Origin of the sequence: Mesorhizobium sp. M0244 (genome assembly GCF_040321795.1) — a bacterium.
In the GTDB taxonomy this organism is placed as follows: Bacteria; Pseudomonadota; Alphaproteobacteria; order Rhizobiales; family Rhizobiaceae; genus Mesorhizobium.
In genome coordinates, this window is sequence record NZ_JAMYSE010000019.1 from 22,708 (window position 1) to 41,677 (window position 18,970).

Consider the following 18,970-nt stretch of genomic DNA (forward strand, 5'->3'; position numbering starts at 1 on the left):
ACACGAGAGGGTGAACCGGCGCACTAGACCAATGGCTGGCCGGATTGCGTGAACCACCGTTCGCGGCTACGCCTTGCCGCGGCATCAGGGAGTCCACCATGGAAGATCGCATTCGCATCCGTTCTGAGGAAGTGCTTTCCGACGAATGGGCGGTCTTGAAAAAGACCGTCTTCGACTATCGCCGGCGCGACGGCAAATGGGAAACGCACACCCGTCAGACCTACGATCGCGGCGACGGCGCGGTGATCCTGCCTTTCGATCCCCAGCGCTCGACGGTGCTTCTGGTGCGGCAGTTCCGCTATCCGGCCTATGTCACCGGCCACGGCGAGCCACTGATCGAGGCCTGCGCCGGCCTGCTCGACGAAGACGATCCCGAAACCTGCATCCGCAAGGAGGCCGAGGAAGAACTCGGCTACCGGTTGAAGGACGTGCAGCGGCTGTTTTCGCCCTATATGAGCCCCGGCAGCGTGACCGAGCGGCTCTGGTTCTTCGTCGCCCGCTATTCGCCCGCCGACCGCGTTTCCGACGGCGGCGGCGCGCATGACGAAGGCGAGGACATCGAGGTTCTCGAAATGCCGCTCGACGAGGCGCTGGCCGGCATCCACAACGGCAGCATCATCGACGCCAAGACCATCATCCTGATCCAGCACCTGAAGCTGAACCCGATCGGGGGGTGAGGGTGGTGGAGTTGGGTTGAGCGTCCTGGGCTCCGAGAGGCGAAGGATATCAAACGAGACCAATCTGGTGCGGACGACGGGAATCGAACCCGTACGATCAGAGATCGAGGGATTTTAAGAATTTTCCGAGCGGTATTCGCTCATGTACCCTTATAGTCGGAAACCCTTGGAAATTCGGGCTTTTGCTAGGGATTTTTGTAAGGGTGAGTTGATATAAAATCATATTCGGGTACAACAAATGTGTACCCCTACGTGTACCCTGGCCGACTCAAGGGATTTTTGTCCACATGCCATTTCTTTCTGAGGATTTCGTCCGCCGCATCAAACTCGAAGGCCGTGACGAGGCGCTATTCCGCGACACCAAACTCACCGGCTTTCTACTCCGTGTCCGCCGCCGGGCCGACGGCTCGCTCGCCAAGACCTTCTTCGTCTCACACCTTACGCGCGGGGCCGATAGCAAGCCCAAGCGGCGCAAGGTCGTTATTGGCGATTATGCCACTTTCCCCGCCGAGGACGCACGCGAGGAAGCGAAGAAGATGCTCCAAGCCGTCAAGGTTGGAGACGATCCGGCGGCGATTCGCGCCGCGAAGAAAGCGCAGCCGTTATTCGAGGAACTGGTCACGGATTTTCGCCGCCACCATATCAACAGGAAGAAGCCCGGCACGCAAAAGGACTATGAGGGGCGCATCCGCCGGGTGCTGATGCCCTTCTTCAAGGGCAAGCGGGTTGTCGACATTACCACGCCGACGGTGAAAGAGTTTCACCGCAAGAAGCGGGCCAACCCGACAGACGCCAATCGTGGCCTTGCCGTGCTTTCCGCGATGATGACTTTTGCGATCGAGGAAGGCATCCGACAGGACAATCCCTGCCGAGGCGTCAAGCGCAACTCCGAAACGGCGCGCGATCACTGGCTTGATGAGCATGATCTGCCGAAATTCCTCACCGCCCTCACCGACGTCGAGGGCGCGGCCGGCGAGTTGATACGCTTTCTTGCCGTCTCGGGCTGGCGTGTTTCCGAGGCGCGGCTGCTACGATGGGATGAGGTTGACCTTCAGCGGCTGGTTGCCAAGCTTGGCGACACCAAGACCGGCGCTCAAGCGCGGTCGCTGGCGGCCGATGCCGCCGCCCTGATTGACCGGCAGGACGGTCGCGTCGGCTATGTTTTCACCAACCGATCCGGCCTCTATCCGATCTCATACAAACACTTGCGGGAAGTGCTCGGGGACGTCTGCAAGCGCGCCGAGATCAAAGGGATCACGCCACACGTTCTACGGCACTCCGCTGCGACATGGGCGGCAGTTGGCGGCGCTCAGGCACATGAATTGCGCGAAGCGTTCGGCTGGAAAACGTTGGCCATGACGAACCGCTACGTTTCTAAAAGCGAGAGTCTTGGACGGCGCGGCGCTGAAAGGGCTGCAAGCGCGATCAACATATTCGGCAGGCCAGCGGCCGAGGTTGTCGCGGCGATAGGCAAGCCGTGATGGGCGGTGATCGTATCGGCTTTAAGCATCCGCTGCCCGACGAAGTTCTGTCGACGCTATGCCGCATGCACCTCAGCGGCGATCTCAAACAGCTTGAGCCGGACGATATCAAGGACGTATGCCGCCGGTTGCTCGACTTTCTTCCCGATCGTTTGGAACTCAAAGCGCGCGGCCGTCCATCCACCGACTACCAAATGGCCGGCCGGTCTGTGGAGTTCTGGATCAATCGAGGGATTCCGATGATGGAGGCGCGGGCAATGGTTGCGAAAAAGAAGGGTTGGTCCCGAGAAAAGGTTGCGCGAGCTCACAGAGATTATCGACCCACGAAAAAATAGAATGATTTTTCTCGTCTTTCAGGCGGGTTTTTTTCGGCATAGCTAGATCAGCACCGTTCATTTCCGTTGAGGAAGGTGCTCTTCAAATGACCCCCACTGCCGTGCTTTTCGGTGCTCGCAGCGCGTTCTGGACGAGCCAGGGACATACTGGCCGCGCTTTGTATCTCGCACTTGCCGCCGATTCTGAACTGCCAGATAACCTGCTTCAGGAGGATGTCGCGGCAATCCTGAACATCGATCCGGCTTCGGTGAAACAGCGACGCGTCAGAGGCGAAGAACCCAGCTTCTTGAAGCCCAGCGGCAAAATCGTTCTGTATCCGAGAAGTCTGTTTTGCATGTGGCTCGCCGACACGCTCGTCGATCGACGAAGCCCGGAACCAATCCCAGCATCCGATCGATACACCCAGGCGCCCAATCGGCTGTCTGCCACTGAAACCTGAGAAGCCGTCGCGACGGGGGACGCGGCGGCTTCGAAGGGACGTGTTTTCGGGGTGGAACCACCCGAAATATGGTCTCTCCGCTTTCCCGCGTCAACCAGGCGTGTCGGCTCCAATGAAAGGAATACTTTCATGGAACCCGATACTTCGAAATCCACCGCCCAGCCGCAAGTGCTGCCCGAGGATGTCGCCGACGAGCTCGACGCCGTCGGCTCCGATCTGCTCGCCGTCAAGGAGGTGGCTGTGAAGATCGTCAACCTTGCCGACAGGCTGCGCGAGGAGACGACGGTCGCCTTGGGTGGGGCCGGCTACGAGTGGCACCAGAAACTGCCGCCCGATGTCGCCGATCTGATCGACGATATCGAGGATCTGGCTAGCCTCATCCGAGGAGAGGCGGGCTACGCCTGGCGCAAGCTCCGCGAGCTGGCGGAGGACGGCGGATGACCGGCGATCTCGCCAAACTGCGCCAATGCCTGCTCATGCTTAGCGGCGAGCATGACGGCGAGGTGGTGGCGGCTGCACGGGCGATCAACCGCGTGCTCGCGACGTCCGGCCGCGATTGGCACTGGTTGGCCGGCAAGCTGACTGACAGCGGAGCCGAGAAGGCGGAGCGCAGGTCCGGCTCTGATGACGCCGGGGGCGATCTCTACGAAGATCACCGGGATGCCGCCGGGTGGCTGATCGAGCGGCATTGGCGCCGCCTGCGTCCGAAAGACCTCGACTTCCTCGCCACCATGCAGGACTGGCGCGGCCAGCCGACCGAGAAACAGGCCGCCTGGCTGGCCGACCTCTGCCGTCGCTTTGGATATGCACCATGAGCCGGGATGTCCTCGCCGCTGCCCTCGACTATGCCGCTGCCGGCTTTCCGCTGCTCCCCATCAGCTGGAATCCGAAAACCGGAAAGAAAACACCCTGCATCAAGGACTGGCCGAAACTGGCCTCGACCGATCCCGACCAGATACGGCACTGGTTCGGCGAGCAGTTCCCGCACGCCGGCATTGCCGCGCTGACCGGCGAGCGGTCCGGCCTCGTGCTGATCGATGTCGATAGCGCCGAAGGCCACGGCGTGGACGGCTTCAAGAGCCTGCGCGACCTCAAGAAGAAACACGGCCTGAATTTCGACCACGTGCCGTGCGTCGTCACGCAATCCAACGGTCACAACTATCTCTTCCGCCTGCCGCCGGGCCGCACCGTCAAGAGCGGCACCAGCGTCCTCGGTGCCGGCATCGACGTGAAAGGCAGCAACGGCTGCTGTGTCCTGCCGCCGACCCGGTTCGATCCGAAACGGCCTTCCTATGACTGGCTGAACGGGTACCGGCTCCCGGACGCGCCCCGGCTGCCGCCTGAGATCATGGCTCGGCTCAACCGCGACAAGTATCAGTCCCTGCTGGACGCGGCCTGCGAGCAGATCGTGAACGCGCCGGCCGGCAAGCGCAACGACACCCTCAGCCTGGCCGCCTACAATCTGATCCCGCACGCCTTTGCCGCCCGCCTCAAGGACGAAGAACTCAGGACCAGGCTCACCGAGGCGGCGCTCGAGGCTGGACTGGATCGGCTGGAAACCGAGAACACGATCGACAGCGCCTGGCGCAAGCGGCGGCAGGAACGGGAGCGGGGCAAGGACGGAAGCAAGCCGGCCAGCGGCGGCGAGGCACCGCTCTATGCCGAGACCGAGCCAGCGGCGGAAGCGGTTGATGGAGCCGCGCTGCTGGACGAGATGACCAGGGCCATCCTGACCTATGTCGATCTGACAGAGCACGAGGCAACCGCAGTCGCGTTCTGGGTGATGCACACCCACCTCACCGATGTCGCCGAGCACAGTCCGCGCCTGCATCTGACCTCGCCGGTCAAGCGCTGCGGCAAGACCGTGCTCCTGAACGTCATCAAGCTGCTCGTCCCGAAGCCGCAGACAATGGAGAACACCTCCGTTGCGGCGCTGTTCCGGCTGATCGCGCTGGCGCAGCCGACAATTCTGATCGACGAGGCCGACAGCTTCCTGTCCGGACGCGACCATGCCGACCGTGACGATCTGCGCGGTATCCTGAACGCCGGACACCGGCCGGGCGGATGCGTGCTACGCACAACCGGCGACGAGCACACGGTCGCGAAATTCCCCGTCTATGGCGCCGTTGCCATTGCCGGCATCGGCCATCTGCCGCCGACGCTTACCGATAGGTCGATTGCCGTTCGCCTTCAGAGGAAGCGGAAAGGCACCGCAAAGGCGCGGCTGCGCGAGCGGCACGCGGGCGATCTGCGGACCTGCGCGGCCAGGGCGGCGCGCTGGGCAGCGGATAACCGCGAAGCGCTGATCGACGCGGACCCGGAACTGCCCGCTGCGCTGGATGACCGCACCGCTGACAATTGGCGGCCATTGATCGCCATTGCCGAGAACGTCTCCACCGGCTGGAAGCAGAAGGCCGAAAGGGCGGCGCTCGCGCTCTCCAATATCGAGCCGGACGAAGAGGACACGGCTGTCACGCTGCTCGGTGATATCCGCGAGATCGTCGGCATGCACGACAGGATCAAAACAAGTGTGCTGCTCGCCGCACTGCATGAGCGACCGGACCGTGACTGGGGCGAGTGGCGGCACGGCAAGCCGATGAGCGAGCACGCTCTGGGACGGCTGCTGCGGCGGTTCGGCATCCATGCCCAGCGGTTGGATTTCGGCGGCCCCGGTAATGACCGCGATCAGGCGCGTGGGTTCAAGAGAGAGCACTTCGAAGAAGCCTTCGGGAGGTATTTATGATGAGAAGCCGCCTCCACCCCCCTTTCAAAGTGTCCAAGTGTCACAAAGCCTTATCGCGCAAGGGTTTGTGGGATTTTCAAAGCGTCACGACGAGACGCTTCTGTGACGCTTCGCAAAACAGCGCAATCCCTTGTCCCGCAAGGGTTTGTGACACTTGGACACTTTGAAAGGGGGGAGAGAGCCGCCTTTCAGAAAACGGCGACGCGGACGGCCGGTTTCGGTCCGCAACCAAGGAGTAAAGTGACCATGAAGATCAGCGAACATTTTGCATCCAACTACCTCAAGGCCGACGACTTGGCGGGCAAGAGACACCATGTCGTGATCGCTTCGGTCGGCACCGAGCCGATCGGCGGCGAGGACCACATCCTCCTGTATTTCCGCGGCAAGCAGAAGGCGTTGGTGTGCAACAAGACCAACGGTGCCTATCTGGCTGCGGCCATCTCGGACGAGACGGACGAGTGGCCGGGTCATGAGATCGTGCTCTATCCCACCAAGGTCAATTTCCAAGGAAGGATGGTCGATGCCATCCGCGTTGAGATGCCCCCGAAGGAGCCGCCGAAGGCCGAGCCCGCATCACCGCCGAGGCCGCCGGCAGCCGATGGTGGCAGCAGTGCTCTGCCGGATGACGCCATCCCTTTCTAGCGGGACCGTGGCAAGTGACTGCCAGATACCACGGCTGGATGCCGGGTGGCCAGCGGCAGCACGTGGTCAGCCGCAAGGGTGTGCTGGCCGATCTCGGCGAGCTGCCGGCATGGTTCGGCAGTCCTGACTGGCGCGGTCCGGTGATCTACGTGACCGCCGAACCGCTCGGCGGACTGCTGCAGAAGTGGCGAGCAGCATGCACAAAAGAGGAGAAACCAAAATGAGCTACAGAGTTACCGTCACATGGCGCGGACCGGGCGACGTCCGCAAGAACGCAGCAGAGACTGTCGCCGATCCAACGCAGGCCGGCGAACTGCTTGCCGGTTCTCAAGCTCCGCAGGGCTGGACGACCGCCTTTGTGGCCGTCGTCGAACTGATCGACAGGCCGGTTCTGGCGGCTGCCGCAAGGGAGGCTACTTGACGTGTTGGGGACGGAGCCGACACCTAGTCCGTGCCGGCTCCGTTTGCCACGCGGGAGGAGTTGTCTACCTACTGCATTGCGGAGGGAAATAGGCATCGATGGCTGATCTGCTCGCCATCGCCGACCAGTTGATCGAGGCCACGCGCCGGCATCTCGACCAGTTGCTTGTGCTGCGGGCGGCGCTGGCCGGTGAGGCAGAACAGAACACCCTCGCTCAATTGCGCCAGGCATGTGCCGATCTCGCGATTCCGCTGCTGTTTAACGAGACCGTGACCGAGGCTGACGCGGCGCGATTGCTTTGCCGATCGAGGCTCACCTTGCGCAACCGGCGTCTTGCCGATCAGCCGATTCCGTTCGCGAAGATCGGCGGCCGCGTCAGCTACCGGCTTATCGATCTGGCCGCTTACCTCGATTGCGAGCGCGAAAAAACCTGCTGACCCGTACCGAAACGCACTGTCGCGATTGTCACGGTCGCTGGCAGCATACAGCAGCTGAATCAGGACCACCGCCATGACCGTCAACATCAATCCGCGAGGCCTCCAATTCGTCCGTGTCGCGATCGCAAAAGCATTGGCCGAAGATGACGCCATGGCGGCACGCAGCGCCGCAGTGCGCCGGTGGGGCCAAGGAAGTCAGCCCGAAGTCATCTTACGGGCAATCGGAGCCGCCACTTATGGGGACGTTGGCGACGAGTTTGCCGCTGCTACGACCGAATTTTTCGCCCTCGTCGCTCAGCAGACCGTCGTCGGTCGCATGGCTGGGATTCGCAGAGTGCCGTTGCGCGTCCGGTTGTTGAACACCGTCTCCGGCTCTTCCGCGTATTGGGTCGGAGAAGGCATGCCGAAGCCAGTGTCCAAGGCGGTCTATGCCGCTGACACACTCGCGGCGCTCAAGGTGGCCAGTCTGAGCGTTGTCACTCATGAGCTACTGCAATCGCCCGACCTCGACTCTGAGATGGCAATTCGCCGTGACATGGCTCGGTCGATCGTCGAAACGATCGACGTTGCCTTTCTCGATCCGGCGAACGCCGGGGTGGCTGACGTTTCTCCCGCCTCGATCACCAACGGCGTCGTTCCGATCGCTGCCACTGCTGACGCCGGCGCTGACCTCAAGGCGCTGGCCGCCGCCTTTGCCGGCGATCTTGATACCGCCTATTTCATCATGAGCCCCGCCCTTGGTGCTTCGCTGTCAAGCGCAGATCGGCCGAACGTCGGGGCACGCGGCGGCGAGTTGCTCGGCGTTCCCGTGCTCGCCAGCCGCTCGGCCCCGGCCGGCACGATCGTCTTGGCCGACGCTGCCGGAATCGCGCTCGGCGAAGCCGAGGCCGAGATTCGCACCAGTCGGCAAGCAAGTATCGAAATGCTCGATGCGGCTCTTGTGCAAGACGCCACGACTGGCGTCGGCACTGAGATGGCTTCGCTTTTCCAGGCGAACAGCGCCGCGATCCTTACCGAGCGCGCAGTGAACTGGCAGGTTGCGCGACCGGGCAGCGTCGCGCTGATCACTGGTGCAGCCTACTAAGGGAGGCGCGCCGTCATGACCGATCGTTTGGATGATATCGATCCCGATATCCTCGCCGCTCTCAAGGCCTCCCAGCCACGGATTGACGCGCTCGCCAAAGCTATGGCAGGCGATCTCACTGCTGAGCAGCTCGCGCAGCCGGCCAGCCGGCGCCTCGTGCACCTGCTGATCGCCGACCTCGTCGTGGTAATGCGGGATGGCTGATCAAACAGGTCAAAGACCTTCAGGCTCGCGTCGTCGAACTCGAAGCCGGCGGCATCAAATATCTCGGCAGCTATCAGCGCGCGCAGGCCTACCGCAAAGGAATGGTCACCACCTTCGCAGGTGGCATGTGGGTTGCGTTGCGCGACACAGCCGAAGGCGAACAGCCGGGCAAAGCGCTGGATGCGTGGCAACTCAGCGCGAAAGGCGCAAAGCCTACCAAGCGCGTGAAGGCGGCAGGGAGGCAAATATGACGACGGTCGCCGATATCGTTGCGGTCGAAGCGGTGCTTTGCGAGGACAACCGCACGGTGTTCTTCTACGGCCACACCGCGGACGAGGACCAGACGTTCTGCGCGTCGACAACGCTGCCATTGGCGATCACGCCGGCCGCGTTCCTTGTGACCGATTGGCTCGAAGTCGGCTGGATGCACTGGATGCAACAGGCATAGGGGGGAGGGTCAAGCCTCAATGCCGCCGCCCCGGCGGGCCTGCGCGGCCCTAACGCGCGGAATTTTTTTCTGCCGCCAAAAAATCGGCCGAGGGTTTTTCCGGGCATTTTTGGGAAACCGTAGATGGAAAAATGACGACACAGCCAGTCAAACGCGGCCGACCGCCGCACGAACCGACCAAGGCCAGGCGTTTGGCGGTGGAGGTGCTGGCCGGTTCCGCCGTCCCGATCGCGCAAATCTGCGAGGAGCTCGAAATCCCGCGATCGACGCTCTATCGGCACTATCGGCCTGAGCTACGCCGGGGCGCCGCGCGGGTCGAAGCCAAGCTTGTCGGCGACCTTCTGCGCATTGCCGGCGGCAATGATGGCACAGCACTGAAGGCGATCATGTTCGCGCTCCGATGCCGCTTTGGTTGGTCCCGATATATGCCGTCGGTGTCTGACTGAGGCTGCTGCCCTATGAAAGAGCTAGCTGGGTAGCTCCTCCACATTGAGAATTGCCCTTCGAATTGATCGATAGTCATCCAGTGGCACGTCAGTGTGGCCGCCATCGTCAAGTGCAAATAAACCTTCTGTCGCCTTTTGTGTGTTGATCAGCTCAACGTAACAGCCGTAGTCGATCTTGAAAGCATCGTATCGCTGGCCGGGGTCGTCGCGTGAAGAAATGTTCTTCTTCAGAAGATGGACCACACGATAGTCGAATAATCGATCTATAACTTCATTTCTCGTGTTTGCTTTCAGCAGGAAAGCGCGCGCTCTTCGATTACCAATGACTTCGCCGATGATGTATTCGAGAGCTTTATACAATTGTGTACTGGCTTGGACGGAAGCAGCCTTATCTTGTTGATACCAGTCGCGAGCGGCGGCGCGGACATCTGTTATCGAAACCGCCTTGCCGAACGACTTTGTCGCCACCTTGGCTGCCAAGTTCAGAGCGTCGCGCGGAACACCTTCGGCAGCTCGCACAAGCTCGTCAAAGGCAGGCGCCTGCGTGAACGCAATTTGCACCATCTCCTCCGGGGATGAGAATTCCGGCCCGGCCTCTGAGGCCTTTAGGTGTCTGAAAAGCAGCCTTTTAAAGAAGTCTACTGACTTGCCCTGATCATTGTCGAAGACAAGGAAGTCGTCGAGATTTAGATCGGTCGATATGTCTGCGCCCAATTCAAAGCCGACATATTCCCCGCGACCTTTTGGTAGGAAGAAAGAAGATCGGTGCTCGATGGCAGCAATCTTTACGATGAAATTGTCGATAGGAAGCAATGTCCTTCTCAAGAGGTCGGCTAGAAGGGGCTGAAGGTCGACAGGAATTTCGCTCCACTCATCGATTAGCACCCAAATCCTTGGATTGCCGAGCACTTCAAGCAGGCTTCTCAAGGCGCTCTGCACCCTACCGAAATGCAGCGAGAATTGTTCACGCCCGGATGTTGTCCTTCCCGTCTGACGTTCCTCTCCTGCGCTCACGTTTGACGACGCTGAAATGGTCCCGGTGACTGTTGAAAGAGCGCCGACGAGTGATCCCCCGAAAGATTTAGACGCGCTTGAGGTTGACGTTTGCTTTTCCTCGGCAGTGGTGTCGCCAACAATCCGCACTTCGCTAAATGACGACTCGAGATCATCTAGTCTAAGGGTCAGTTGGTCGGGATAATCGGAGCTTGCGATGCGCTCCACGGCAATCCCATAGAGTTCGTTCCCGATAGCTTTCAATACATCGAGAACGAGCCGGACACTTCTCTCAGCCAGCGACCTTGACAGGTCATTGTAGATTGATCCGTCAGAGCCAATCGAGCGCAAATCTAAATAAATCGCGCTTTCGCCTTGGCCTCTTACCAACTCTGCCAAGTATAACAACGCATGGGTCTTTCCAGTCCCCCTCCGTCCATACAGGATTTGATTGTTGCGGGTTCCTAAAATAGTGGTCAATGGCTCTGTGTCGACAAAGGTGTGACTGAGGATATCGGAAGAGACCTTTTCGGCACGCTTTGCGAAACCCAGAAATGCAGTATGTATTCGTGTAATCTTGTCGTTCATGCCCCAACCCCGGTTGATCGCCAACCCCGTATGACTAGCGGCCTTCGACTCGCCGCGATGCAAGATGCCACATTGCCGCCAGATCGTCCAAAAACCAGCGCAACATATCCGCCGCCGTCAGCCGCTCGCGCTTTCCGGCCGCAATCTCACAGAGCGATCTGCCTTCGCCGGCCACCAAAGACACAAGCCGGTATCCGCGCACTCCGAGCAGCGCCCGGCATTTCGCAAGCTCCCGGCCGGCGTTCATCTGCGCGTCGGTGAAGTGGTCCCGTGGCTTGCCGCCATCGACTTGGAAGCGGCCGGGATCGATCGCCTTGACGCCTCGTCCGCCGAGCGCCTCGTAGTGCCGCCGGAAGCGATCAGCCGCCGCGACTTGGGAGGCATCCAATTGGCCGCGCGCCGCCAATGTCGTCACCGCGCTTTCGCGGATGTTGACGACAGCCGCGACCGTTGGCGGGTTCGAGGCGTCGGCGGCATGGGCGCGTGCAAAATTCGGGTTCGGGACGGTGACGGCGCGGAGGCGAGTCTGCGGTGACATGCGGCAAGGATGCCAGATCGGCAGGGCAACGGAAAGCGGGGGCATGTACCCCCACGTGTACCCTAGAGCATTTCTGGCGCACCAGAGTGCTCGCCGCCAAAAGCCATTTTAATCAATGATTTCAATGTGGTGCGGACGACGGGAATCGAACCCGTACGATCAGAGATCGAGGGATTTTAAGTCCCCTAAGAGTGGTGGTGCGGGCGACGGGGCTCGAACCCGTAAGCCATTGAAGGCGAAGGATTTTAAGTCCTTTGCGTTTACCAGTTTCGCCACGCCCGCTTTGTCACGCGGTGACGAATTGGCACACGATTGTCACGCCGTTTGTCACACGCTGGAGCCGTTGATTAGCATGAGCTGCGGCGCGGCTCCACCCTCCAGGGCCTTGAGGTTGTCGAGGAGGTGCTTAGGTGCGAGGTGGGCGTACCCGAGGGTGGTGGTCAGCGACTTGTGACCCATCCACATCTTGACGCGTGCGATGTCGATGCCACGGATCACCTGCCATGAGCAGCATGTGTGCCGGGCGGTGTAGACCACGGTGTCTGACAGGCCCGGGATATGCTCCCGAACCTGACGCCACAACTCGATGATCGACCACTGCGATATGTCGCGCCATGGTCCCTCATCGTTGTACTGGCGCTGCCGCTCGACGGCCTCGAAGGCACGCGTGGTGAGCGGGATGGACCGGGTGACATCGTTCTTGGTCTCGTCGAAGGTGACGATCCGGTCGCGCAGGTCCGTCCAGCGGAAGTTGGTTCCTTCCGAATATGGCCGGGCTCCGGTGTCGACGAGGAAGATGAACAGGTCCCGCTCTCGGTGGCGACCCCACAGGCTGAGCGTCTGGATGACCAGAGCGACCTCATCCTCGGTGAAGAACCGGGTGCGAGACTTCTTGCCCTTGCGCCACGGCAGCTCGGGCTTGAAGACGCCGGCCTGTTTGATCAGGACGGAGATCGCCGAGAGGTAGCGGTTGATGGTGCCGTTGGCCACGGCGCGCTCGTCCATCAGATAGTCGACGAACTCGTTGATCTTGTCGCCGCTCAGCGCCTGGGCGGGAACCGCATTGGTCCCCACCCAGTTGACGAACAGGTCAGCGTTCATGGCCGTGCGGCTGGAGCCCTCAAGGGCGTCCCAGTGGCGCTTGCGGGCCAGCTTCATGACCGCGCCCATGGTGGACACATCCTTGCCGCTAGAGACGGCCGAGGGTGCGCCCGGTGCGGGCTTTCCAGCCTTCGCTGCAGCCCGAGTGTCGAACTCCCACTTCTCGGCCTCGGCCTCGGTGGAGAACTGCTCACGGTGGTCCACGCCGGCCAGCATGAACTTGGCTTGAAACCCATTGCCTCGCGGATAGACCGCCATGATCAGCTCCCTAGGAGTTGGATGAGAGTGTTGTAGACGCGGACGCCCTTCGGCTTGGGCCTGACGATCTTGTTGCGGCGGTCAGCAGGGTCCTCGACGGTCTCGACCAGATCATGGCCGGGCTCGCCTGGGACTGCCGGATGGTCCCCCACTGCGGGCCGAGGATGCTTGAACCATTCGCTTAGGGCCAGCACGTTGCGGCTGACGGCGGTGGACGACAGGCCAGTGCGGCGCTCGATGTCCTTCATCGAGATGCCCGGCTCCCCCATAATATGGAGGAACACAGCGATCTGGCCTGCTTGGATATTAGGGCTCAGCTTACGGAACTCCTCAATGAAGGAGAGCAGGCGGCGAGCGGTCTTGTTGTCGGACTTCATAGATGTAACGTTCATGGCGATCCTCCTCAAGTGATAGTTACAAATTGGAGATTAACTCTTCGCCGCATCAGTTGCAACAGCGGGACGGTCCCTCGAACATCCCGCCGCTGTATATTTGAGATTAGCCGAAGCGCTCGGTGAGCAGCTCGATTGGATAGGCGTTGACGGTGGCTATCCCCATCTCAACCATCGACGGCGGCGCGTCGACCTTGACAACGCCAAGCTGACGCCTGGACGCCTGATGCGTACACCAGTAGCCATCGCGCTGGGTTCCCGAGACTGGCTCGTCCATCAGGCTGATGATTTCCGGGTGGGTCTTGTTTAGATGGCCAAGCACGGTGTCGTAGCCGGCCGGAACGTTCGGGCTGTCCCAAGGTGAAGTGGGCACAGTGGCCGTCGCGGGAGGGGCGCTGATAAAGCCCCCGGACATCACGCTAAGGGCCTCCGCGATCTCTTTGAGATGGTGAATTAACTGTAATGCCTGCGCTGAGGTAATCATTCTACTCTTTCCTGAGGGTGCGAGCGACCACGGCGGGGCGCATGCCGGCTCATTACCGTTCGTTAACATTTGTGTCTACGCGTGAACTGTCCACTTTGGACAGGTTAGAAGATGCTTGAATGATGAGCTGTTCCAGCCTCGTGTAGAAGCCCTTGACAAGTGGTCGGTCGTCGCCAATCAGGATTGGGATAGCTCGCCGACCGGAAATCACCACCTTGATCCTATCCAACTCCACCAGCTCACGAATGTGACGGATCACAGTGGTTCGGGGCAGGCCCGTTGCCGCAGCGAGGGCTGTCACATCCATTGGTCGTTTCTGGTAGTTCCCGAGGCGGATCGCCATCAGGACGAGATGCAAGTTGCGGCCATCACCGAGCTTGTCAAATTCTGCGGCTACGCCGAGAACCAACTCGATAACGGCCACCCGCTTCAATCTTTCCTTGGCTGGTATGTTTGGCATTGGCGTGATCCCTGCACTGGTCCTTTAGAAGGACGTAATGCACGGATTTAGGAGGCGCGAGGTTACCTTCGTAGGGTCTCGCGCCTATCCTACTATGCCACCTGCAGGTGATACCGGGCGTACTTCTGGCCGGTGTGGTCCAGCTTTAGCTCGGTGATGATCTTGTGCCCGAGGCGCTTCAGTTCGAGGACGCGGGCCGGCAACTGGCGACACCGCAGCACACCCTGGGCTTCGAGCGACGTGATGGCACCCTTGCGGCGCAGGAGAGCGAGGACGGACTTTGTCATGGGTGCGGTCGGCTCCTTGGCGTCGATCACCTCGAACTCGTCAGGGTAGAGATAGGCGGTGGTGCCCGTGGAGCTGGCCGCTTCAACCATCCCGTTAAGGTCTGGATCGGCGATGGTCACGGTGCTGCCAGTGGCGAAGCCATCGGTATGGTCGGCCCACATCGGCTCGATGATGCGGATGCGCTGGCCTTTGAAAAATTCATTCTTGAGCTTGAACATTGTGCTGTTGCCTTTTGAGAGTTGCTGAATATTTGGACGCCGGCAGACCACCCGAACCGGGCAGCCGACCAGACGCAAGGAATGTGCCACTATCAGTTGAAGCGGGAGCCGACGACTTCCCAATACTGGCCGCAGCGGGTGCGCCGCTTGGTCAGCTTGGTGCCGTAGGTGGCCGGCCGATACTCGTCAAGGTAGCCACGGAGGAAGGATAGGGCCTTGCCCTCGTTGAAGAACTGCTCGTTGATGGTGTGCATGGTGATCTCCTGTTCTTGCTCCGTTCACGCCGAGGCCCTATTTGCCCTGGCATGAGCGAGATCGAGTTGAAGTTGAGGTGGAGGCGGACGTGGGATGACCATCCCGACGACTTCTCGGGCTTCGCCGAGGAGCAGGGAGTAGGCCGCATCTACAAAATGGCTGGTGGGCCGCAGGGTCGCCGCTGGTATTGGACGATGAATGCCATGATCGGGCACACAGGCTTCAGCCACGCAGGGTTCGAGGACACCCCGCGCGAGGCCGCGAGGGAAGTCGAGGAAATCTGGTTCACAAAAGGGGTGGCAGTGCTGGCCCGGAAGATGGCCGCAAAGGGCCACGAGCCGCTGGAGTTGGACGCTTGAGGATCGGCCTTGCGAAATTCTCGTTTTTGACGTTCAGTGCGTGGCTATGCAGAAATCAGCCGTTGTCGACTTTGTGATTGCGTCCCTCATCGGGGCGGCTCTGTTGGTGCTCGTTGGCTACTTCGTTGAAGCCAGAGAACTAAGTTTCAGCTTTTGGCTAACTCACCCGGTCTGGGTTGGCGCGGCAGCCTGGGCTCTAGTCGGGATACTCATAGGCTCAGGCCTGCGGTATCTCGCCCGTTGAACAGCATCACGCGTCGATCCTCCACGCGGTGACCCTGACGGGCTTGTCGCGGACCACGACCTTGCCACTCCAGCCGGCAAGCAGCCGGGCGACCGTGACGCAGGCCTTGCGTGTCCGATGGAAGCCGAGGAGGCATGACCCGCCGTCGCCGTGTTCGACCTTGAGCGCCCACTTATTCCCGCGCTCGGTGTGGGCGTCGAGCTTCAGGCAAACGTATTTGCTCATTCGTCTTCTGCCTTCCGCTTGTTGCGGCGCTCCCAGTCCTTGATGAGGAACAGCGGGACGCAGTCAGGTGGCGTGTTGGTGATCTGGGCGCGCTTGACGACTTCGGTGGGCACCAGAGCGGGACCGGCGACGACCGTGTTGGCCTGCATGACCTCGATCTCGCCGAGCCCCATGAGCCCGTTGAGCAGGCCGGCCAGTTCCTCGCGGCTGTCGATGCGGATGGTTGCGGTGCCGCTGGGTGGCTGCCCGAGGGACTTGCGGTGCGCCTCGGCGTCGGCCTTCATGGTGAACCAAGCGCGGGCGACGTTGTAGACGATCATGTGCCGATGTTCCCGTTGATGAGGTGGAGGAGTGCCTTCCGCTCGAAGTCTTCAGCCCCGAAGGTTGGAGCCTTGATCCACTCGAAGACCTCCCGAAGGACTGTGTCAGTCGACACGGAGGCGAGCGCGGCGGCGCGGGTGAGCAACTGGTAAAGCTCCACCGCGTCCATGGTTGGGGTGTTGGGCTTGGTGATCATTTGCCTCGGCCCTCTTCCATGGCCTGGGTGACGTGGACCAGCGTGTCCGGCCCGATGATGGTGGCTTGCCGGCCAAACCTCAGGACCGTGTAGCAAGGCCTTAGGTCGCGGTGAGAGAGTGGTGGGGCGACGTCTTGCGCCCCGTTGCGCCAGTTCTTCATGCCGGCTGATCCCACGAGAGATCGAACACGCTGACGAAGAACTCGGCCTCGTATTTGTCGCCCACGGCCTTGACGTAGACCCTGTTGCGGCCGGTCTTCTCCCAGCCCGTCACGATGTACTTCTCGTCGCGGAATGACGTGACCTCGTCGCCGACTGCGACCGAGCGACCACCCTTGTGGAATAGGTGGCGGTTCATGATTGACCCCATGTGCGGTTGAGGAAGTTGTTCCAAGCCTCGTCGGTCCAGCCCATACGGCTGGCCGGGAAATGCGCGCCGGTCTCGACTGAGACGAACGTGCCACGCTCGGTCGGATGCGCTGTGACAACGTGGTAGGTGCCCTGTCCACCTGGCCCTATGCCCTGCCAGCGCTTGGCGCGCTCAGCGTCGGCCTTGGTGTAGGGTTCGAGGTGGACAGGGCTGCATTGCTTGAAGCCGTAGACGGCGAGGCAGAAGTGTCCCTTGCTCATGACCGCACCTCAGCGATGAACGCGGCGGCACAAAAGCCGGCGATGAGAGACCAGAGGGCGGCAGCGATTGCGATTTCCATAGCGGTGCCTTTCGTGGCGATTAGAGGACAGTCCCGATTTAGGGACGATTAGCCGATAACAAAGCCGGAGCTATCGCGCTTAGCCGGACCCTTGGCGTAGAGGCCGACGATGACCCCTTTGGCGTCCGTGAAGCGCATGTCGGTTTCGTCGCCGTCGATGACGGGCCGGTTCATCATGCGTGTCTGGCCTTCGAGGTGATCGCCTGTCAGGATGTCGCGCAGCGCCTTGGTGCGGTAGACCACAGCGATGTTTGTGCCAGTGTCTTTCGCCGCAGCAATGACCGCGTCCTGATAGCGTGGTGACGCCTCAGAATAGGAAAGGGTCAGCGAGTAGTTCGCCGGCAGCGACTTATAGGCTCGCTTGTAGACCTTGGTGTAATCGTAGAATTGCACCTCAGGGAACGCCTCAAATATGGACGCGAAGCGCTGGCCGTCGCGGTAGCAAGGATGCGCGGTTTCCCAAAGGATGTCCGACGTGCCATTAAGGCGCACGGCCGGCTTAAGACCATGCTTGGCAGCCTTGCGGGCAAAGCGACCGATATCCCGCACCAATTCAGCTAGGAAGGCTTCGCGGCTGGCAAGGTATCGTTGCGTCTTAGCAATGCGCGCCAGATTGATGTTTGGCGTGTAGGAAGCGCGGCCGGCCTTGACCAGACAGCCGCCGCCATGGCTTGGATCACAGCCGGCCAGCGTGGCCATGCTGCAGAGATTAGCGCCGCCAGCCATGCGGGCCGGTGCCAAGTACATAATGGCAGTTACAAACTCGCCAGCTTTATCGCCCTTGATAGTCTTGGCGTTGCCACCGGATCGAACCGTTGCACTGTGGAAAGGCTTCATTTGATTGGTCCTTAAGATGTTTCCAAGCATGTCCTTAGGACAAGCCAAGAAACACCATTAGGGAAACTTGCGTTCCCCTTAGGTGTTTGTTGCTGGCCTAACGTGGTGGCCGCTATATGCTTTCCGATTGCTTCGGCTGTGTCCAATTCAAGGACTATTCAGCGCACGGGCCAGCATTTACAGGCCTAGATGCAATCCCTCATGGTCTTAGGTGCCATTCGGTAAACCCCGGTCTTTCCCGGCGTCCGAGGCGACAAACCTCAGGTAAGCCCTTGGTGGGCAGTGTCGGCGATCTCTCTGGCCCTTGGCCCCGGCCGAAGCGCCATCCGCTCCGGTGTCTCTTTGTCTCATAACTGATATGATCCCGCAATAGGGATAATCACATAAACACGAAAAAAGATGGATTATGGGCCTGTTTATAGGCTAAGTTGCTGAAATCATTGATAAACAAAGTTTAGGGAAAACGGACAGATTGCCCGATGTGGCCTAAATCGTGCCGCTTTAGGGCTGAATTAGGCTTGCAAGCCCGGCGCGCTTCACTTGCCGATGTGCGTTGCCGATGTGCCTTGCCGATCACCAATGCCACGGCATGCGCTTGGCTTACGTGGAAACCATGCCTGCCCGCGCTCGTGCTATATACGGGCCAGATCGAGCCCCTGCATGCTGCACCTCATGGGTTGTAGAGGTGGCCTTAGGTTGTGCTGATGGTTGTGATGCATAGGAGCCCGGTCTATCGCTCATGCGTCATGTAATACCATAACAGCAAAACACATAGATTTGCAGGGAAGGATGTGAACAATCCTCACGTTAGGACTACATGCCTATCTGTCCCGCCCTACGTGCTAATCATGAGATGTTATATCCCTTGAACACCATTGATTTCATTGGATAATCCTATGCTATGTGCCAAAGCGTGTGACAATTGGTCGACCTAAGGCACACCACAGGGCACAAGAGGGGGGCACGGGGGGATCGCGCGCTGCCGTATATCTGATCGGTCGCTCGGACTTTTGTTCCAAACATTCCGGTGCCCCTAGAAATCTGCTATCCCAGCGATGTGGCTTCAAAGGGGTATGGAAATGCTTGTCGCCTATGTCGTAGCGGCTATCGTCTCGGGCATGATCAGTTGGTTTATCATGCGCCGA

General features: G+C 60.4%; 30 protein-coding genes and 1 tRNA gene. 16 read left to right on the forward strand and 15 right to left on the reverse strand.

All coding sequences use genetic code 11. The annotated features are described in order from the left end of the window. Positions 1–98 precede the first annotated feature (98 nt). The 15 genes from NKJ08_RS14505 (at position 99) to NKJ08_RS14575 (ending at position 9,358) form a co-directional block, all read left to right on the forward strand. Positions 99–677 (forward strand): NUDIX domain-containing protein, encoded by a 579-nt coding sequence (locus NKJ08_RS14505; protein ID WP_352526551.1) that lies wholly within the window; start codon positions 99–101, stop codon positions 675–677. A 287-nt stretch (positions 678–964) separates the two neighbouring features. Then, positions 965–2,158 carry an integrase family protein gene (locus NKJ08_RS14510; protein WP_352782028.1) on the forward strand — a complete coding sequence of 398 codons (1,194 nt, stop codon included), beginning with the start codon at positions 965–967 and terminating at the stop codon, positions 2,156–2,158. Then, entirely contained in the window at positions 2,158–2,493 is a 336-nt protein-coding gene (locus tag NKJ08_RS14515; protein ID WP_352782030.1) for a hypothetical protein, read from the forward strand. Before NKJ08_RS14510 ends, NKJ08_RS14515 begins: the two co-directional genes overlap by 1 nt. Before the next feature lie 86 nt (positions 2,494–2,579). After that, positions 2,580–2,933, forward strand: coding sequence for a hypothetical protein (locus tag NKJ08_RS14520; RefSeq protein WP_352782032.1), 354 nt, complete (start codon positions 2,580–2,582; stop codon positions 2,931–2,933). Positions 2,934–3,062: 129 nt separating this feature from the next. Further along, positions 3,063–3,374: a hypothetical protein gene (locus NKJ08_RS14525; protein WP_352782034.1), complete on the forward strand. Its 312-nt coding sequence runs from the start codon at positions 3,063–3,065 to the stop codon at positions 3,372–3,374. Beyond that, positions 3,371–3,748, forward strand: coding sequence for a hypothetical protein (locus NKJ08_RS14530; RefSeq protein ID WP_352782036.1), 378 nt, complete (start codon positions 3,371–3,373; stop codon positions 3,746–3,748). The genes NKJ08_RS14525 and NKJ08_RS14530 overlap by 4 nt, the downstream gene beginning before the upstream one ends. Continuing rightward, positions 3,745–5,676: a DUF3631 domain-containing protein gene (locus NKJ08_RS14535; protein WP_352782038.1), complete on the forward strand. Its 1,932-nt coding sequence runs from the start codon at positions 3,745–3,747 to the stop codon at positions 5,674–5,676. Before NKJ08_RS14530 ends, NKJ08_RS14535 begins: the two co-directional genes overlap by 4 nt. A 246-nt stretch (positions 5,677–5,922) precedes the next feature. Continuing rightward, positions 5,923–6,318, forward strand: coding sequence for a hypothetical protein (locus NKJ08_RS14540; RefSeq protein ID WP_352782040.1), 396 nt, complete (start codon positions 5,923–5,925; stop codon positions 6,316–6,318). Positions 6,319–6,332: 14 nt separating this feature from the next. Beyond that, on the forward strand, positions 6,333–6,542 hold the full coding sequence (locus NKJ08_RS14545) for a hypothetical protein (RefSeq protein WP_352782042.1): 210 nt from the start codon (positions 6,333–6,335) through the stop codon (positions 6,540–6,542). Further along, positions 6,539–6,739 (forward strand): hypothetical protein, encoded by a 201-nt coding sequence (locus tag NKJ08_RS14550; protein ID WP_352782044.1) that lies wholly within the window; start codon positions 6,539–6,541, stop codon positions 6,737–6,739. The genes NKJ08_RS14545 and NKJ08_RS14550 overlap by 4 nt, the downstream gene beginning before the upstream one ends. A 98-nt stretch (positions 6,740–6,837) precedes the next feature. Continuing rightward, positions 6,838–7,176: a hypothetical protein gene (locus tag NKJ08_RS14555; protein WP_352782046.1), complete on the forward strand. Its 339-nt coding sequence runs from the start codon at positions 6,838–6,840 to the stop codon at positions 7,174–7,176. A gap of 73 nt (positions 7,177–7,249) precedes the next feature. Next, complete coding sequence (locus tag NKJ08_RS14560) at positions 7,250–8,260, forward strand: phage major capsid protein (RefSeq protein WP_352782048.1); 1,011 nt, start codon at positions 7,250–7,252, stop codon at positions 8,258–8,260. 15 nt (positions 8,261–8,275) lie between these two features. Beyond that, positions 8,276–8,464, forward strand: coding sequence for a hypothetical protein (locus NKJ08_RS14565; protein WP_352782050.1), 189 nt, complete (start codon positions 8,276–8,278; stop codon positions 8,462–8,464). 247 nt (positions 8,465–8,711) lie between these two features. Continuing rightward, positions 8,712–8,912: a hypothetical protein gene (locus tag NKJ08_RS14570; RefSeq protein WP_352782052.1), complete on the forward strand. Its 201-nt coding sequence runs from the start codon at positions 8,712–8,714 to the stop codon at positions 8,910–8,912. Between the two features lie 131 nt (positions 8,913–9,043). After that, positions 9,044–9,358 (forward strand): RNA polymerase subunit sigma-70, encoded by a 315-nt coding sequence (locus tag NKJ08_RS14575; RefSeq protein ID WP_352782054.1) that lies wholly within the window; start codon positions 9,044–9,046, stop codon positions 9,356–9,358. A 21-nt stretch (positions 9,359–9,379) separates the two neighbouring features. Here the strand turns inward: NKJ08_RS14575 and NKJ08_RS14580 are convergent, their stop codons facing one another. The 9 genes from NKJ08_RS14580 to NKJ08_RS14620 all read right to left on the reverse strand — a co-directional run bounded on the left by NKJ08_RS14580 (position 9,380) and on the right by NKJ08_RS14620 (position 14,932). Next, a complete protein-coding gene (locus tag NKJ08_RS14580; protein WP_352782056.1) occupies positions 9,380–10,939 on the reverse strand; it encodes an ORC-CDC6 family AAA ATPase in 1,560 nt (519 codons plus the stop codon). Between the two features lie 34 nt (positions 10,940–10,973). Next, positions 10,974–11,522: a hypothetical protein gene (locus tag NKJ08_RS14585; protein WP_352782058.1), complete on the reverse strand. Its 549-nt coding sequence runs from the start codon at positions 11,520–11,522 to the stop codon at positions 10,974–10,976. A gap of 150 nt (positions 11,523–11,672) precedes the next feature. Next, positions 11,673–11,759, reverse strand: a tRNA-Leu gene (locus tag NKJ08_RS14590). 45 nt (positions 11,760–11,804) lie between these two features. Continuing rightward, the gene (locus NKJ08_RS14595) at positions 11,805–12,836 is read right to left on the reverse strand and encodes a tyrosine-type recombinase/integrase (protein ID WP_352782060.1); all 1,032 of its coding nucleotides are present in this window, start codon (positions 12,834–12,836) and stop codon (positions 11,805–11,807) included. A gap of 2 nt (positions 12,837–12,838) precedes the next feature. Further along, on the reverse strand, positions 12,839–13,228 hold the full coding sequence (locus tag NKJ08_RS14600; protein WP_352782062.1) for a MarR family winged helix-turn-helix transcriptional regulator: 390 nt from the start codon (positions 13,226–13,228) through the stop codon (positions 12,839–12,841). A 106-nt stretch (positions 13,229–13,334) separates the two neighbouring features. Then, a complete protein-coding gene (locus NKJ08_RS14605; protein WP_352782064.1) occupies positions 13,335–13,712 on the reverse strand; it encodes a hypothetical protein in 378 nt (125 codons plus the stop codon). Positions 13,713–13,764: 52 nt separating this feature from the next. Beyond that, complete coding sequence (locus tag NKJ08_RS14610; RefSeq protein ID WP_352782066.1) at positions 13,765–14,172, reverse strand: helix-turn-helix domain-containing protein; 408 nt, start codon at positions 14,170–14,172, stop codon at positions 13,765–13,767. Positions 14,173–14,264: 92 nt separating this feature from the next. Continuing rightward, positions 14,265–14,678, reverse strand: a complete 414-nt coding sequence (locus tag NKJ08_RS14615; RefSeq protein ID WP_352782068.1) for a helix-turn-helix domain-containing protein — start codon at positions 14,676–14,678, stop codon at positions 14,265–14,267. A gap of 92 nt (positions 14,679–14,770) precedes the next feature. Beyond that, the gene (locus NKJ08_RS14620; protein WP_352782070.1) at positions 14,771–14,932 is read right to left on the reverse strand and encodes a hypothetical protein; all 162 of its coding nucleotides are present in this window, start codon (positions 14,930–14,932) and stop codon (positions 14,771–14,773) included. 51 nt (positions 14,933–14,983) lie between these two features. Between NKJ08_RS14620 and NKJ08_RS14625 the strand changes: the two genes are divergently transcribed. Further along, positions 14,984–15,292, forward strand: a complete 309-nt coding sequence (locus NKJ08_RS14625; RefSeq protein WP_352782072.1) for a hypothetical protein — start codon at positions 14,984–14,986, stop codon at positions 15,290–15,292. Positions 15,293–15,542: 250 nt separating this feature from the next. Here the strand turns inward: NKJ08_RS14625 and NKJ08_RS14630 are convergent, their stop codons facing one another. The 6 genes from NKJ08_RS14630 to NKJ08_RS14655 all read right to left on the reverse strand — a co-directional run bounded on the left by NKJ08_RS14630 (position 15,543) and on the right by NKJ08_RS14655 (position 17,855). Continuing rightward, entirely contained in the window at positions 15,543–15,761 is a 219-nt protein-coding gene (locus NKJ08_RS14630; RefSeq protein WP_352782074.1) for a hypothetical protein, read from the reverse strand. After that, positions 15,758–16,081 (reverse strand): hypothetical protein, encoded by a 324-nt coding sequence (locus NKJ08_RS14635; RefSeq protein ID WP_352782076.1) that lies wholly within the window; start codon positions 16,079–16,081, stop codon positions 15,758–15,760. The genes NKJ08_RS14630 and NKJ08_RS14635 overlap by 4 nt, the downstream gene beginning before the upstream one ends. Further along, positions 16,078–16,278, reverse strand: coding sequence for a hypothetical protein (locus NKJ08_RS14640; RefSeq protein ID WP_352782078.1), 201 nt, complete (start codon positions 16,276–16,278; stop codon positions 16,078–16,080). Before NKJ08_RS14640 ends, NKJ08_RS14635 begins: the two co-directional genes overlap by 4 nt. Before the next feature lie 157 nt (positions 16,279–16,435). Further along, on the reverse strand, positions 16,436–16,636 hold the full coding sequence (locus NKJ08_RS14645; RefSeq protein WP_352782080.1) for a hypothetical protein: 201 nt from the start codon (positions 16,634–16,636) through the stop codon (positions 16,436–16,438). After that, entirely contained in the window at positions 16,633–16,908 is a 276-nt protein-coding gene (locus NKJ08_RS14650) for a ricin-type beta-trefoil lectin domain protein (protein WP_352782082.1), read from the reverse strand. Before NKJ08_RS14650 ends, NKJ08_RS14645 begins: the two co-directional genes overlap by 4 nt. 128 nt (positions 16,909–17,036) lie before the next feature. Next, entirely contained in the window at positions 17,037–17,855 is an 819-nt protein-coding gene (locus NKJ08_RS14655; RefSeq protein WP_352782084.1) for a GP88 family protein, read from the reverse strand. Positions 17,856–18,970: the final 1,115 nt, after the last annotated feature.